This is a genomic window from Microbacterium sp. 67-17 (assembly GCF_001898325.1).
GTDB lineage: Bacteria > Actinomycetota > Actinomycetes > Actinomycetales > Microbacteriaceae > Microbacterium > Microbacterium schleiferi.
Window position 1 is genome coordinate 38,807 of the sequence record NZ_MKTR01000014.1, and the last position, 15,880, is coordinate 54,686.

Sequence of the window (15,880 nt, forward strand, 5' to 3'; positions counted from 1 at the left end):
TGCGCGTCAGGTTTGGCAGCGCGGGCACCAGAAGACGTTCCGTTCCCGCGTGGCGTCGGCGCCCAGTGCGCTGGCGAGAATCGGCGTTCCGCATCGACGGCATGGCCTTCTCTCGCGGCCGTACACCCACATCCGCTCTCCCCTCCGGTCGACGCCCGTGAACGTGCGCTCGACGCGGTCGCGGTTCGCGCGGATCATTCGCGTGCCGACCTCCAGCAGGCCACGCGCGTCGACCTGCGTGCCCGGAGCCGTGGGGTGGATGCCGCGCACGAACAGCATCTCGTTCGCGTACACGTTTCCAAACCCTGCGACGTTGCGTTGGTCGAGCACTGCGACGTGGATCTCCCGCGGGTCCGCACCCACCCGCCTGACCGCTTCGTCGAGGTCCCAGCCGTCGCTGAGGGGGTCGGACCCGAGGTAGCCGACGAGCTCGTTTTCGCGATCCGTGGGAACAAGGGCGATCTCGGCGAGGTCGAAACCGACAGCTTCGGCATCCGTCGTTCCGACGATTGCCCGTGCTCGAAAAGCCGGCGCCCGCCAACGCGCACCGGGGCGGTACACGTGCCATTCGCCCTCCATCTTGAGGTGCGAGTGCAGCGTCCATGGCCCGATGCGTGCGAGCAGGTGCTTTCCGCGCGGCACGACCGCGTGGACCTGTTCTCCCGTGAGGTCAGCGGTAGCCAACTGCGGCACCCGCAGGTCGAATCGCGTCACCGTGCCGCCCGCGAGTGCCGCATCCAGCATTCGCGCTGTACGAAAGACGGTGTCGCCCTCAGGCATGCGGCGACCCCGACGCCTTACGCAGAGTGAGGCCGCGCGGGGTTTCGACGAAGCCTGCTTCGCGCAGCGCCCGGGCGAACGCCGTTCCGAAGATCGGGTCACCGTTCACCTGCTCGACGGTCAGGGTATCGAGGTGCCGCGTGCGGGCCGTCGCTGCGAGGTCGGCTGTGGCTGCCGTCACCGCTTCGTCGTCGGCGCTGAAGAGGAGGGCCGACTTGCCACCGCGCTCGAGGTACAGCACGAGCTCGCCGTCGACGAGCGTCACGAGAGCTCCCGCCTTGCGACCCGGGCGATGTCCGACGCCCTCGAGGCTCGGCCACGCGAGAGCGGCACCGTACGCATTCGCGGGGTCGGTGGCAGCGAGGGTGATCGCCGTGCGTGGGGCGGGGTCGGTGATCGCCGAGAACTCGCGCAAGCGGTCGACGGTCGCGGATGCCGCGAACTGGGCCCCGCCGAGCCTTTCGACGAGGTATCCCCGTCGACAGTGGCCGGCGCGTTCGGCATCCGCGAGGGTGCGGTACACCTGCGCAAAGCCGCCCGGGACCGCCTCGCTTTGGACAGGGCCGCGGGTAACGACCCCGTAGCGGTCGAGGAGGATGCCGGCGATCGCGGCAGCGCGGACCGTGGCGTCTGGCTCGGGCTCGGGAAGAAGCGACCACCGGCCGCTCGCTCGCGCACCGCTCCCGCCAGCGCCCCCACGCGAGCTGTTCGCGGCCGGGCGGGGGATCGTGGCAGAGATGGCCGACCCGCGGAACATCCGCGCACGGGGGGCACGCCGTGCGCTGCGGTGCGCCTGGGACCCACCGGAGAGCAGCCCGCGCACCGGCGCGAACGTGTCATTCGTGACCCGGCCCGCCCACGCCAGCGCCCAGAGCGCCTCGATGACCGACTGCTCGTTCGCGGCGTCAGTGAGGCCGCGAAGCTGCCCCGCGAAGTAAGCCCCGCCGCCGGCGAGAGCATCAAGGATGCGTGCCTCGAGCGACTCGGCGGCGATGTCGTCGTCGGCTCGAGTGGGAAGGCTCAAGGCGACGGTGTCGGCGGGATGCAGCGCGATCCAACCGTCGCGCCCGGGGAGGGCCCCGTGCCCCGACCAGATGACCTCTCCCGTGGCGGTGAGCTCGTCAAGCAGCGCCGCACGATAGTCGCGAACGCGGCTCGGCAGGATGAGCGACTCCCACGCGCTTGCGGGAATCGGAACCCCGGCGAGTTGCTCGATCACCGCGAGCACGCCGTCGATGCCCTCGAGCGGCCGGGTCAGGTGCTGCCAGGCGGGCAGGAACCGGGCGAGCGCAGCCTGTGGCACGGGTTCGATGCTTCCTCGGATCGCCGCGAGCGAGCGCATCCGCAGCCGGCGCAGCACCTCGGAGTCGCACCATTCGTTCTCGCCGCCGTCGAGCGCAGACGAGGCGGGCAGGAAGTATCCGCTCGTGATGCGACCCTGCGCCTCGAGCCGCTGCAGTGTCAGCCGTGCGACCGCGGTCCCGATGCCCAGGCGTTCGGCGACAGCATCCGTCGTGAACGGTCCGTGGGTGCGGGCGTGACGGGCCACCAGGTCACCGAGGGGATCGGCGACCGGTTCGAGGAACGCGACGGGGATGCCGACGGGCAGCGGAATGCCGAGGGCGTCGCGCAGGCGGCCGGTGTCTTCGATGGCTGCCACCCGTTCGAGGCCGGCGATCGTGATCCCGATCGCGCGCCGGCTGGCCACGAGTGCGTCGAGGTGGGTGGATGCTTCGGGAACCGGGGCGGCGGGTCCGGGCCCCTCGACGTCAGCAGCTTCCGTCTCGGTGGGGGTACCGGGTGTCGCCTGCAGCCTCTCGGCTACTTCTGGCGCAGACAGCGGTCCGAGCAGACGCAGCAGGTCGGCCACGCCCTCGAGCCCGCGGACCCGGCGATCCGGCGCGAGGTGCTGCACCTCGGCTTCGAACTGGGCGATGACGTCGGGGTCGAGGAGCTCCCGCATCTCGACCGTGCCGAGCAGCTCCGCCAACAGGGCAGGGTCAACGGCGAGGGCGGCGGCCCGACGCTCGGCGAGCGGGGAATCCCCCTCGTACATGAACGCACCGACATATCCGAACAGCAGGTCGCGGGCGAAGGGTGAGGGCTGCGGCGTCTCGACCTCGATGAGGCGGATGCGGCGGTCAGCGATCGAGCGGGTGATCCGCAGTAGAGCGGGGACGTCGTACACGTCCTGCAGGACTTCGCGCAGCGTTTCGAGGATCACCGGGAACGTCGGATGCCGACGGGCTACCTCCAGCAGCTGGGCTGACCGTTGGCGCTGCTGCCACAGTGGGCTGCGCCGGTTCGGATTCGTCCGCGGCATAAGGAGTGCCCTCGCGGCGCATTCGCGGAAGCGTGACGCGAACAGCGCAGAGCCGCCGACCTCCTGCGTGATGAGCGGTTCGAGCTCATCCGCGTCGAACACGAAGAGCTCGGCGCCCGGAGGTTCACCGGTGGTGTCGGGAACGCGCGCGATGATACCGTCGTCGCTCGCGACAGCGGACCCTTCCACGCCCAACCGCTCTCGGATCCTCGCGTTGACGGCAAGGGCCCACGGCGCATGCACTTGCATGCCGTAGGGGGAATGAAGAATGACCCGCCAATCGCCGACCTCGTCGCGGCCACGTTCGACGGTGAGGCTTCGATCGGTCGGCAATGTCCCGGTGGCTTCGCGCTGTTCAGCAAGGTACGCGAGCAGATTGGTCTTCGCATTCGCGTCGAGTCCGGCATCCGTCAACCGCGCGTCGGCGGCAGGCGGTGTCGCGGTGGCGATCTCCCGAGTGAAGGCGCCAAGGGCCTCGCCGAGTTCCGCGGGCCTGCCGATCCCGTCGCCGTGCCAGAACGGCACGCGGCCCGGTTGGCCGTATGCGGGAAGCACGTTGACGCGATCGTGGGTGATCTCGACGATGCGCCAACTCGTCGTGCCGAGCGTGAAGACGTCGTTGACGCGCGACTCGTAGACCATCTCTTCGTCGAGTTCGCCGACGCGAGCATTCTGCCTCTCGCCGGCGACGAACACGCCGAACATCCCGCGGTCGGGGATCGTCCCGCCGCTCGTGACGGCGATGCGCTGGGCACCGGGGCGGCCCGTGAGGGTTCCGGCATCCCGATCCCACACGACGCGCGGGCGGAGCTCTGCGAACTCATCCGAGGGAAATCTGCCGGCCAGCAGGTCGAGCGTGGCTTCGAACGCCGACCGCGGCAGCGCGCGGAACGGAGCACTGCGCTTGACGGTCTCGAACCACTCCTCGACGCGGAGCGGGGCGAGGGCTGCGGCTGCGACGGTCTGCTGCGCGAGGATGTCGAGCGGATTCTGAGGCACCTGGATCGCCTCGATCTGACCCGCCAGCATCCGTTCGGTCACGATAGCGGTGTGCAGCACGTCGGAGCGGTGCTTGGGAAACAGCGAGGCGCGGCTGATTTCGCCGACCTGGTGTCCCGCGCGGCCGATGCGTTGCAGGCCGGATGCTGCGCTCGGCGGCGCCTCGACCTGGATGACGAGATCGACGGCTCCCATGTCGATGCCGAGCTCGAGACTGCTCGTGGCGACGACGCAGCGCAGTATGCCGGACTTGAGTTCCTCTTCGACGAGGGCGCGTTGCTCCTTCGAGACGGAGCCATGGTGTGCCTTAGCTAGCACGGGCTCAGCCCCCGCGGTCTGGCCGCTCTGCGCGGGCATCGCTGCCGCGATCGACGGTTCGGGGAGGTCGATACCGAGTCGCTCGGCGTAGATCTCGTTGAGTCTCGCGGTCAGGCGTTCTGCGAGCCGCCGGGAGTTCGCGAACACGATCGTCGACCGGTGCTCGAGGACGCGGTCGACGATCGCCTCTTCGACGTGAGGCCAGACCGATCCGGTCATCTCGGTGTTCTCGGGGCGCTGGGCGGCGCCGCCCGAGGGGGCGAACCAGTCCTCGCCTGGCCCGGGGGTCGGCGCCGTGCCGTCCGTCGACCGCACGCCTGGCCCACCCGTGGTGGATGCCGCGGCCGGCGGTGGGTTGAGCATGTCTTCGACCGGGACCGTGACCCGCATCTCGAAGGTCTTGGATGCCGGCGGCGCGACGATCTCGACCGGGGCTGCGCCCCCGAGGAACCGTGCGACCTCGTCGATCGGCCGTACTGTCGCAGACAGTCCGATGCGCTGCACGGATGCCGCTTCCGGTCGCTCGGCGCGGATCATGGCGTCCAGGCGCTCGAGGCTGACGGCCAGGTGCGCGCCGCGCTTGGTCGCTGCCACGGCGTGGACCTCGTCGACGATCACGGTGTGAACTCCCGTAAGGGTGCGGCCCGCCTGACTCGTGAGCATGAGGTAGAGCGACTCGGGGGTCGTGATCAGGATGTCGGGCGGCGTGGCAACAAGTTTGCGGCGCTCTGCCGACGGTGTGTCTCCGGAGCGGACGCCGACGGAGACCCCGGGAAGGCTCAGCCCGCGTCGGCGGGCTGCCTGGTCGATGCCGACCAGCGGCGAGCGGAGGTTTCGTTCCACGTCGACACCGAGGGCCTTCAGGGGAGAGATATAGAGGATGCGGGTGCCCGCGGCATCCTGCGGCGCCTCGGCCTTCTCACGGAAGACGCGGTCGATGGCCCACAGGAACGCCGACAGGGTCTTGCCGGAGCCGGTCGGTGCGACCACGAGCGCGTGCCGTCCGGCAGAGATCGCCTCCCACGCGCCCGATTGCGCGGGGGTCGGAGCGGTGAACGCGCCGCGGAACCAATCCTGCGTGGCAGGACCGAACCTCTCGAGCACATCCGCCATGCCCCTATCTTCGCCCGCCCCACCGACATCCGGGGCGGTCTCGGTCCCAGCCCGCAGCGAACGCCTCAGAACGGGCGACGGAAGCTGCGCGGGGCGCCTGCGGCCACGGTAGGTGGCCCGATCTTGAGGAGTTAGCGACGCTGTGCATCGCGGGTTCGTCCCGGTCCTGACGCAGAACGTCGACGCGAACCGAGGCTGCCCCAGCGAGTTGACAGACGAACCGGGCGGCGCCGCCCCGAGGGAGTACCGTGACGGTGAGCAAAGGAGCGACCATGGCATTCGACCAGGTGGTGCACGGACGGCAGGACGATTTCGAGGCCCGGCACGGTGACCGTGGCCGGTTCACGTTCGCCAAGCACGTCGTTGTTCCCAAAGAGGGCACTCAGCTACAGGTCTCATTCATGGAGATCCCGCCGGGTCAGTCGGCGTATCCATATCACTGGCACGCTGGCGTCACCGAGGCCTACGTCATCCTGTCGGGAACGGGTCGGGTGCGTACCCCGGATGCTGAATTCGACATCGGCCCCGGGGAGGTCGTCGTCTTTCCACCCGGGCCGGCGGGCGCGCACCGGATGACGGCTACCGGCGGTGAGCCGCTCCGGTATGTCGACCTGGACACGACAGCCGAACAGGACGTGATCGGCTACCCGGACTCGAGAAAGACGATGGCGTACACGACCGCCCGCCCCACGATGCTCTTCCGTGACGACGACGCCGTCGACTACTACGACGGCGAGCCTGACGCTGGGTGAGGGGCGAGACCGGGTGAGCGGGGTGACGCGGAGCGCACACATGTGAGCGCGGACGTGCGAGAGTGACGTACGGAGGATCCCATGCGTACCACCCCAACCGTCCTCGCCGCGACTCTTCTCACCGCGTTCCTCGTCGGCATCGGCGCCGCACCCGCCCTCGCGGAACCCGGAACCGGCCCCGGCGTCAGCGATCCCCCGCGGGCTTCGACCGAAGCCACGGTCGTCGCGATGCGGCATCAGGGCGGCCTGTTCGGAGCCCAGGAGACGGCGATCACCGACCCCCAGACGCCCTATCCGGCGACGATCACCGGCACCGGCAGGACGTTCTCGACGGCGCAGATCGTCCTCAACGACCCGAGTTCGAGCAGTCCCGGCGACATCCTGACCTATTGCATCGACCTGGCCACCGAGACCGAGATCGGTGTGCACTATGAACTCGGCGACTGGTCCTCGGCGAACGTCCCGAACCTCGACTACGTCACCTACATCCTCAACAACTACTATCCGGTGGTGCCTGGAGCGCCGGCGCTGTCGACGGATGCCGAGAAGGTAGCAGCCGTGCAGGGTGCGATCTGGTACTTCACCGATCAGTTCGTCGTGCCGCGATTCGGCTACCTCGCGCAGCACGATGCGATCGCGGCGATCGTGGCGGCAACCCAGGCTGCCCTCTCCGGGGGAGCGACCCCCGCGCCGCCGCTTCCCACTCTGACCATCACACCCGACACTGCCACGGCGCCCACGACCGGTGACGTGGTGGGGCCGTTCGCGATCGGTGGGTCGGTGAGCTCTTCGACGCTCTCGACGCGGGGCATCGATGTGTTCTCGGATGCCGCTGGCACTGAATCGGTTCCCGAGGGCGCTTGGGTCCCGCCGGGAAGCTCGCTGTGGGTGCGGTACGCATCGACGGTCGCCGACGAAGGATTCACGCTTGAGACATCCCAGACCGTCGAGGCTGGAAACGTGTTCCTGTACGACGGCGGGAATCCTGGCCGCGCGAGCGCCCAGAAACTGATCCTGGCTGCACAAGCCACGATTCCGATCCGCGCCAGCGCGGCGATCACGCCGATGGCCGCCGGCTGGTTTGCCGCCGATGTGACAGTCGCCGGTGTGGCCGCCGGCCTGCAGGGAGCCATCTCGGTGACGGCGCGTTGCGATGACGGAACGACGGTCGTCGAGAGTTCGGGAACGCTCGCCGCCGGCACCCCGGCGGGAACGACCCGGGTGGTGACCCTGTCGGCTGTGCCCGCCGGCGCAACGTGCACCGTCACGCAGACCGCCGACGGGCACACCGCCGGTGCGGTGCTGACCTCCACCACGACGGTTCCGGCATCCGTTGTTGCTGTGGCCAACTCCACGGTGTCGGCGACGGTCACCGACACGTTCGCACACCCGACGCCCACTCCCACCCCGACGCCTACCCCGAGTCCCACCTCGACCCGACTACCCGACACCGGAGCCTCCGCGCCACCGTCCTGGGGGATGCCGGCGGCTCTGCTGACCGCCGGGCTCGCCGTCATGGTTCTCGACCACGTTCGCCGGCGCTCGCGCGCATCACGCTAGCCAGGGTCGCCGGTGGCGAACTCAGCATGATCGGGGCCATACCGCTACCGCATGAGCGGGGAAGCGGCGCGCGGGCGCCGAGATCGAGGAGTTAGCTACACGCCAGCGCCGGTCAGCTCTCCGGTGCCGCCGAGTCCTCGGCTGATCCGGGCGCTGCGGAGACTGCCGCGAGGCCGGCGACGAACTCGAGCTTGTCGAGCACGGGCGCGGACAGTACGAACGGGTAGAGATCGTCGTAGCCCATCGACCGGTTCATCATGTTCAGAGCGGTCGACAGCGGCATCCACGTCTTGGTGACCCGTTCGCGGAACGAGGCGGTCGGTGCGGGGCGCAGCAGGCCGAATTCTTCGGCGGTCTGGATGCTGTCACTGATGTGCAGGTAATGGGCCCAGGTTTCGGCGAAGTCCTCCCACGGGTGCATCGTCGCGTACTGCGAAATGAAGTGCTGTTGCCAATCCGCGGGAGCACCCTCGGCGTAATGGCGGTCGATTGCCGCCTGATAATCCTCGGACTCGTCACCGAAGAGTTCCCGCGCCCGGGCGCGAGTGTCGTCATCTGTGATCAGGAAAGACTCGTAGTAGTGCCCGATCTCGTGCCGGAAGTGACCCAGCATCGTGCGGTACGGCTCGTCGAGCATCGCGCGTACCTTTTCGCGGTGCGCGTCCTCGGCCTCGGCGAGGTCGATCGTGACGATGCCGTCAGCGTGCCCGATCGTCACTGGCTCCGCCACGCTCGAGAGCAGGTCGAAGGCGACGCCGCGAGGGTCCTCGGTGCGATCGAGAATCGGGATGCCGAGCTCGTCGAGCTCCGCGATGAGGTGACGTTTGGCCCGCTCCGCGGGGGCGTAGTTCGAGATCCCCTCGAGGTCGGCGTCGTTGGGCCGGGTGCGGGTCAGGCCGCAGCTGAAGCACAGCCCGCCGGCATCCGTCGTGAGCCACGTGCAACCCGAGAGCCCGAGGTTCGTGCACACATGCCAGACGACACCCCCAGCATCCGTGTAGGTGCGATCGTCGGCATCCAGCGGCACGATGTCGCGCTCGGCGCGCGAGTAGCCGAGGGGTGTATCGCACGAGACGCAGACCGAGTTCTCGAAGAACAGGCGATTGCCGCAGACCCGGCACGTGTAGGACTTCACGGGCGAATCCTCGCACACGAACGAGTCATCTCCGGAGGGGTTGCGCTCGCCGCGATTCGACCACCGGCGCGGTCGCAACGGCGCACGGATTCGGCGGCGCGCCGGGCGGAGGGGGCTGGATGCCGGGGTGTCGCGCACAATCTGCGCCGTTGCGACACGGCATGGGCAGTCGGGCGGGGCGGGTGCTCGGGCGGGGCGGAGATCAGGGGGCGGGGGCGACGTCGACTGAGACGCGCAGGGTCGAATGCTTCGCGGTGGTGAAGATGATGCCCTTGACCGGGGAGACATCGCCGTAGTCCCGGCCCCACGCCACCGTGACGTAGCGGTCGTTCGCCCACTGGTCGTTGGTCGGATCGATCGCGAGCCACTCATCGGACCCGGGCAGCCAGACCGCGAGCCACGCGTGCGAGGCGTCCGCGCCGACGATCCGCTCCCGACCGGGCGGCGGCTGGGTGGCAAGGTACCCGCTGACGTAGCGCGCCGCAATTCCGTGACTGCGCAGGCACGCGAGGGCGAGGTGCGCGAAGTCCTGACAGACTCCCGCGCGCGTCCGGAACACTTCGGCGACCGAGCTGGTGACGGTCGTCGCCGTCTTGTCGTAGTCGAAGTCGGCCTTGATACGGTGCATGAGGTCGGTGGCGGCCTCGCCGATCGGCCGCCCCGGCGTCAAGGATGCCGCGGCATACGCGTGGGCGTCGGCGACGTGCTCCGCCTTGGGGGAGGCGACGGCGAACTCCGCCGCGGACCATGCGCCGGGGGTGTCAGGATGCTGCAGCGGACGTGCCAGCTCCCACGGCAGCTCCAGCGCCGCACCGTCGTAGCGGGGCGCCTCGACGGTGACGTCGGTGCGAGCGTCGACGACCAGACGGGTGTGGGGGGAGGTGACGTGGAAGTACGTCACGACATTGCCGAAGGCGTCGCGCTCGTGGCTGACGTCGTTCGGCCCCGGCTCGATCGTGACGGTGTGCGAAGCGATCTGCTGCCACACCACCGGTCGCGGGGCCACGTGCGCGAGCCCCAGGCTGTTGCGCACATCGTCGCTGTATTCGTAGATCGTCCGGTGCGACACCGCGTACTTCATGCGTCGCTCCTCACGAGAGTGCCCCTGTGAGCTCGGTCAGCGACAGCGACGCATAGGTCTGCAGAGGCGGGCCGGCAGAGAAGTGCAGTGCCTCGATGGCCCGCGCGATCTCGCGCAGCTGCGCGTCGGCATCCGTGAGGGTGTCGTGCAGCATCGACCGCCGATCATCGACAGCCATAGAGAGGTCGGCGACCTGCACCTCCGCGAGTTGCGCCTCGAGCTGATCGAGCAGTCGCTCGGGGCGGGTCGACCCGCTCGACAGCGGCTGGGCGGCGAGGTGCTCGCGGATGCGTGCCACGGCAAACCGCAGCGACCGGGGGTTCTCGGGGTCTCGCACCAGCAGATCGATCACGCCGCTCGCGTAAAGCCCGCCGCGGTACCGGCGGCGGTGGGTGACGACGCTTTCGCTCGCGCGCAGCACAGCTTCGAGCACTTCCTGTTCGACCTCGCCGACGAGGCGGTCGACCATCGTCGCGCGAAGCAGGATGCCCAGCTGCAGCGCCCGTTCGATGGCTCGCCCGGCCTCGATCATGTGCCAGCCGGCATCACGGATCATGTTGGCCGAGGTGCCCTGCAGCGCCAGAAGCGCCGTGAGCATCTGCCCCGCCGCCTCGCCGATGCCGTGGGCGTGGGGAGTGATCCGCAGGGCGGAACCTGCGCGATCGGTGGCGGCGAACACCCGCCACGTGTCGGCAGAAAGCTGGTCACGCACTCCCTCGAGGGTTGTGCGCAGGCGCGCGAGCGAATGCGCCACCGAGCCGGGGCGCGTGCCGTCGAGCAGCACCGACCGGAACTCCTCGTCGAGGTCGAGCCACCGCGTGCCGCACAGGCGCTGGGTGGCGCCCACGAGCACCTGCGTGCTCTGCGTCGCGGTCAACCCCGGTGCGGTGAGTTGGTCGGCATCCGAGCGGATCGCGAGCACGAGCCGCAGCAGATCTTCGGCGCGCTCGGCGTAGCGTCCCGACCAGAACAGATCATCGAGTGCGCGCGGGGCCACCTCGGGCACCGACTGGACGACGGCAACGGTTGTCGCATCCGGGAGCCCTTGGTCGAGGTCTGACGGGTCGGCCTTCAGGACCCAGACGTCCTTCGATGCCGTGGGGAGCGTGCCGTCCGCGACGGCGGTGGCAAGCCCGCCGATGAGGGGTCGATAGGTCGACTGGTGCCGGAGCGTGAATGTTCGCAACACCACCGGCCTCGCGTCGACATACCCGGGCGCGCGCCAGGTCGGTACCTGCGAGAGAGGAAGCAACTCCTGCGCCGCGAAACGGTGGGGGCTCTGTCTGATGTGTTCGACGAGCCGGGCGGGGTCGGATGCTTCCAGCGGCGTCCGAAGCCCGTCGATGGCCCGAACGACAAGGGTCGGATCTGCTCCCAGCAGGCGGGGCGCTACCTGGTCCAGCGCGTCAGGATCGCCGCACCACCACGTCGGCGTCGACGCCAGGCGCAACTGTTCGCCGAGGAGGCGCTCGCAGAGGGCGGGAAGGAAGGGGAGCAGTGCGGGGTTCTCAAGTACGCCGGCGCCCAGGCCGTTCACGAGCCTCACGCCGCCGCGGCGAACCGCCTCGGTCAGTCCGGCCACACCGAGCTGCGAGTTTCCCCGCAGCTCGAGGGGGTCGCACCACTCGGCGTCCACGCGGCGCAGGATGACATCGACGCGCTCGCGTGGTGCCACTTCGGGCCAGCCCGCGGGCTTCATCCAGACCTTGCCGTCGCGCACCACCAGGTCTGCCCCCTGCACGAGCGGGAACCCGAGCATGCCAGCGAGGAATGCCTGATCGTAGGCGGTTTCCGACAGCGCGCCGGGTGTAAGGACGACGACGCGGGCATCGGGCCGGGCATCCGGAGCGGCCGCGATGAGTGCTTCGCGCAGGGCATCGAAGTACGGCTCGATACGGTGAAGGGCGGCGCCGTGAAACAGCTCGGGAACGACCTGCGACACGATCCGGCGGTTCTCCATCGCGTACCCGAGCCCCGAGGGTGCCTGGACGCGATCGGAGATGACCCGCCACTCGCCGTCGCCGTCCCGCCCGAGATCGGTGGCGCTGAACAGCAGGGGGTGAGGATCGGTGGATCCCGTCCCGGCGACGGCCCGGATGTAGCCGGCGTGCCCCAGCACTGTCGCAGCAGGCAGGATGCCTTCGCGCAGCATCCGTCGTTCGCCGTACACGTCCACGAGCAGGGCGTTCAGGAGCTCGGCGCGCTGGGCCAGCCCGACATCGAGCTTCGCCCACTCGGCGCCGTCGAGCACGAGCGGAACCGGGTCGAGGCGCCACGGCTCGGGGTCGGAGTCGGCCGGGTTGTAGGTCACTCCCTCGTCGGCGAGGAGCGCCTTTACCTCGCGATTCAACCTGGACAGGTCATCGATCGTGAGAGTCAGGGCTCCGGGCGCCATCGCGCGCCACGCGGGCCGCAACGTGCCGTCGGGCGCAATGACCTCGTCGAAGCGCGCCGACGATCCCCGGGGTGAAGCGAAGGGCAGCGTGGGTTGGGTGACCGCGGCGGCATAGTCGCGGAGGACGCTCACGCCGGGGCGATCCTGCGCAGGTCGAGGGTGTGCGGGTAGTCAGCGGATGCCGCGCGGCGGCCGCGCTCGCGGAGGGCTCCGACGTCGACGCGGCCGGGCGTGTGTCCGTGGGCCTCAAAGCGGCTCGCACGTCGTGCTTCGGCCTCGAACGCATTCACGGGCGGGTGCTCGTAGGCGCGTCCGCCCGGGTGCACGACGTGGTAGGTGGCGCCGCCGAGGCTCGCTTCGGCGCGGGTGTCGATCACGTCGAAGGTCAGCGGAGAGTGCACCTCGATCGAGGGATGCAACGCCGACCACGGCTGCCAGGCGCGATAACGCACGCCCGCGTAGAACTCGCCGAGCGTGCCGGTCGATGTGAGAGGCACAGGTACACCATTGCACGTCACGAGGTGTCGGCGCTCGTCAACGCCGCGCACCGTGACCTGAACGCGCTCGACCGATGAGTCCACATAGCGGGCGGTTCCCGATCCGGTGGCCTCCTCGCCGAGTACGTGCCACGGCTCGATGGCCTGGCGAAGTTCGAGTTCGATGCGGGCTCCGGGGGCAGCGATTCGTGCCAGACCGACGCGCGGGAAACGGAACTCCGCGAAGGCGTCAAGCCACGACTGCTCGAACGGGATGCCGGCGCGATTCAGGTCGTCGACGACCCCCTCGATATCCAGCAGCGTCCCGTGGGGGAGGAGGAACTCGTCGTGCAGCCGCGTGCCCCACCGCACCAGCGGCTCGTTGTAGGGCGTGTCCCAGAACCAGGCGATGAGGCTGCGCACCAGAAGGGCCTGGACGAGGGCGAGCTCGGGATGCGGTGGCATCTCGAATCCGCGCAGTTCCAGCAGCCCGAGCCGCCCGCGGCTGGAGTCGGGGCTGTAGAGCTTGTCGATGCAGAACTCGGCCCGGTGGGTGTTGCCCGTCATGTCGGTCAGCAGGTGGCGGAGGGCCCGGTCCACGATCCAGGGGCGGGCGGTGCCGCCGGATGCTGCAGCCTCGGCATCCAGCCGCCGCAGCTCCCGCAGCGCGACCTCCATCTCGTACACGGCCTCGGGTCGGCCCTCGTCGAAGCGCGGCGCTTGGCTGGTGGGCCCGATGAACCTTCCCGAGAAGAGGTACGACAGGCTCGGATGCCGTTGCCAGTAGGTGATGAGGCTCGCCAGCAGGTCGGGGCGTCGCAGCAGCGGCGAGTCGATCGGCTGGATGCCGCCGATCGTGATGTGGTTGCCGCCGCCGGTGCCGGTGTGGAGCCCGTCGAGATCGAACTTCTCGGTGGACAGGCGGCTGCGCCGGGCGAGGTCGTAGAGCGTCGTGGTCAGCTCGCGCTGCTGCGCCCACGACGACACCGGCTGCACATTCACTTCGATCACGCCGGGGTCGGGGGTCACGACGAGCTGCTCGAGGCGGGTGTCCGGCGGCGGCGCGTAGCCCTCGATCACCAGACGGATGCCGGTGGCAGACGCCGCCTGCTCGAGGACGTGCAGCAGGTCGGTGTAGTCCTCGAGGTGCGCGACCGGGGGCAGGAAGACATGCACCTGACCGTCCCGAGCCTCGAACGCGATGGCGGTGGTCGCAGTAGTCGCGACGCCCTGGAGCGACACGTCGGGGACCGCGGGCTCACGGAGCGGCGCCTCTTCGAGATACGAGGGCTCGGCCGTCAGCTCTGGCGGCGTCCACGACACAGAGTCCAACGGCAGGCGCAGGCCGATGGGGCTCGTGCCGGGGCTGAGCACGAGCCTGCCGCGGCGGAACATCCACACGGGGCTCGTCCAGTGCCCGTCAGTCGTGAGCGGGAGCACCCAACCAGTCGGTGTGTCGATGTCGCGGTCGAGGGTTGCGAGGTCGTGCTCGTCGAAACCCTCGACGTCGGTCGGTTCGCCGACGGGCTTGCGGACCTCGGCAGCGAGCGCCGCCAGCGGGTCTTCGTAGGCAGCCAGCAGCCGGCTGTTCGGGATGCCGAGAGTCTGGGTGACGCGCCTGGCCAGAGTTTCGGCATCCGTGTTGGCGTTCGGGCGTGCCTCGTCAGACCACGGGTCGGCGAACAGCGACGGGTCGTTCCACAGCGGCACGCCGTCTTTGCGCCACTGCAGCGCGATGTTCCACCGAGGGAGCGGCTCGCCCGGATACCACTTGCCTTGGCCTCGATGCACGATGCCGCCGCCGGCGTAGCGCTCGCGGAGTTTCTCGGCGAGGGTGTCGGCGAGCTCCCGCTTGTGGTCGCCGTCGGCGTCGGTGCTCCATTCGGGTGCTGTCGCATCATCGATAGAAACGAAGGTCGGCTCGCCGCCCATCGTGAGGCGCACATCTGCCGCCGCGAGACGCTCGTCGACAGCCTCGCCGAGTTCGTCGATGCGCTGCCACTGGGCGTCGGTATAGGGCCGGGTCGTCCGTGGGTCCTCGTGGATGCGGCGCACCTCGTTGTGGAACGAGAACTCCACCTCGACGGGCTCGGTAGCTCCCGAGATGGGTGCTGCCGAGGACGGCTCGGGTGTGGCGCTCAGCGGAATGTGCCCCTCGCCGGCGAACAGGCCGCTCGTGGCATCCAGTCCGATCCAGCCGGCGCCGGGGACGTAGACCTCGGCCCACGCGTGCAGGTCGGTGAAGTCGGTGGCAGGCCCACTGGGGCCGTCGAGGGACTCCTGGTCGGGGGCGAGCTGGATGAGGTAGCCCGAGACGAAGCGTGCGGCCAGGCCGTACTGACGCAGCAGGCTGACGAGCAGCCACGCGCTGTCGCGGCATGAGCCGATACCGCTGCGCAGCGTGTGGTTCGGGGTCTGCACTCCCGCCTCCATCCGCACGCTGTACGTGACCCGCTGCTGCACCGATCGGTTGAGCTCGGCGAGGAACGTGACTGTCGGCACACCGTCATCGGGCAGCGCCGGCAGCGTCTCGCGCCACCTTTCTGCGCGCCCGCTGCCGGGAACGGACCGCAGGTACGGGGCGAGGTCGGATGCCAGCTCGGGCCGGTAGGTGAAAGGGAAGCGCTCCGCGTACTCCTCGATGAAGAAGTCGAGCGGGTTGATCACCATCATGTCGGCGACCAGGCCCACCGTGATCTCGAGCCGGTCGACCTTCTCGGGAAAGACGAGGCGAGCCACCCAGTTACCGAAGGGGTCCTGCTGCCAGTTGACGAAGTGGTTCTTCGGGCTCACCTCGAGGGAGTATGCCTCGATCGGCGTTCGCGAGTGCGGTGCCGGCCTGAGTCGAACAAGGTGCGGGGCGACCGAGATGGGCCGGGCGAACTCGTACGCGGTGCGGTGCTCGAGAGCGACCTTGATCGACATGCACACAGCGTGTCGGAGAACTG

General features: G+C 69.4%; 8 protein-coding genes. 2 read left to right on the plus strand and 6 right to left on the minus strand.

Translation table 11 applies throughout. The annotated features are described in order from the left end of the window. Nucleotides 1–6: 6 nt before the first annotated feature. Nucleotides 7–780 carry a DNA-formamidopyrimidine glycosylase family protein gene (locus BGO47_RS06025; protein WP_292709540.1) on the minus strand — a complete coding sequence of 258 codons (774 nt, stop codon included), beginning with the start codon at nt 778–780 and terminating at the stop codon, nt 7–9. Then, entirely contained in the window at nt 773–5,533 is a 4,761-nt protein-coding gene (locus tag BGO47_RS06030) for a DEAD/DEAH box helicase (protein WP_292709542.1), read from the minus strand. Before BGO47_RS06030 ends, BGO47_RS06025 begins: the two co-directional genes overlap by 8 nt. A gap of 272 nt (nt 5,534–5,805) precedes the next feature. Between BGO47_RS06030 and BGO47_RS06035 the strand changes: the two genes are divergently transcribed. After that, a complete protein-coding gene (locus BGO47_RS06035; RefSeq protein ID WP_292709544.1) occupies nt 5,806–6,285 on the plus strand; it encodes a cupin domain-containing protein in 480 nt (159 codons plus the stop codon). 81 nt (nt 6,286–6,366) lie between these two features. After that, a complete protein-coding gene (locus tag BGO47_RS06040; protein WP_292709546.1) occupies nt 6,367–7,845 on the plus strand; it encodes a thioester domain-containing protein in 1,479 nt (492 codons plus the stop codon). 112 nt (nt 7,846–7,957) lie between these two features. On the opposite strand, the gene BGO47_RS06045 is transcribed toward BGO47_RS06040, so the two are convergent. The 4 genes from BGO47_RS06045 to BGO47_RS06060 all read right to left on the minus strand — a co-directional run bounded on the left by BGO47_RS06045 (nt 7,958) and on the right by BGO47_RS06060 (nt 15,857). Continuing rightward, complete coding sequence (locus BGO47_RS06045; protein WP_292709548.1) at nt 7,958–8,980, minus strand: putative zinc-binding metallopeptidase; 1,023 nt, start codon at nt 8,978–8,980, stop codon at nt 7,958–7,960. Nucleotides 8,981–9,182: 202 nt separating this feature from the next. Then, the gene (locus BGO47_RS06050; RefSeq protein ID WP_292709550.1) at nt 9,183–10,061 is read right to left on the minus strand and encodes a transglutaminase family protein; all 879 of its coding nucleotides are present in this window, start codon (nt 10,059–10,061) and stop codon (nt 9,183–9,185) included. Nucleotides 10,062–10,071: 10 nt separating this feature from the next. Beyond that, entirely contained in the window at nt 10,072–12,588 is a 2,517-nt protein-coding gene (locus BGO47_RS06055; RefSeq protein ID WP_292709552.1) for a circularly permuted type 2 ATP-grasp protein, read from the minus strand. Further along, the gene (locus BGO47_RS06060; RefSeq protein WP_292709554.1) at nt 12,585–15,857 is read right to left on the minus strand and encodes a transglutaminase family protein; all 3,273 of its coding nucleotides are present in this window, start codon (nt 15,855–15,857) and stop codon (nt 12,585–12,587) included. Before BGO47_RS06060 ends, BGO47_RS06055 begins: the two co-directional genes overlap by 4 nt. Nucleotides 15,858–15,880 lie beyond the last annotated feature (23 nt).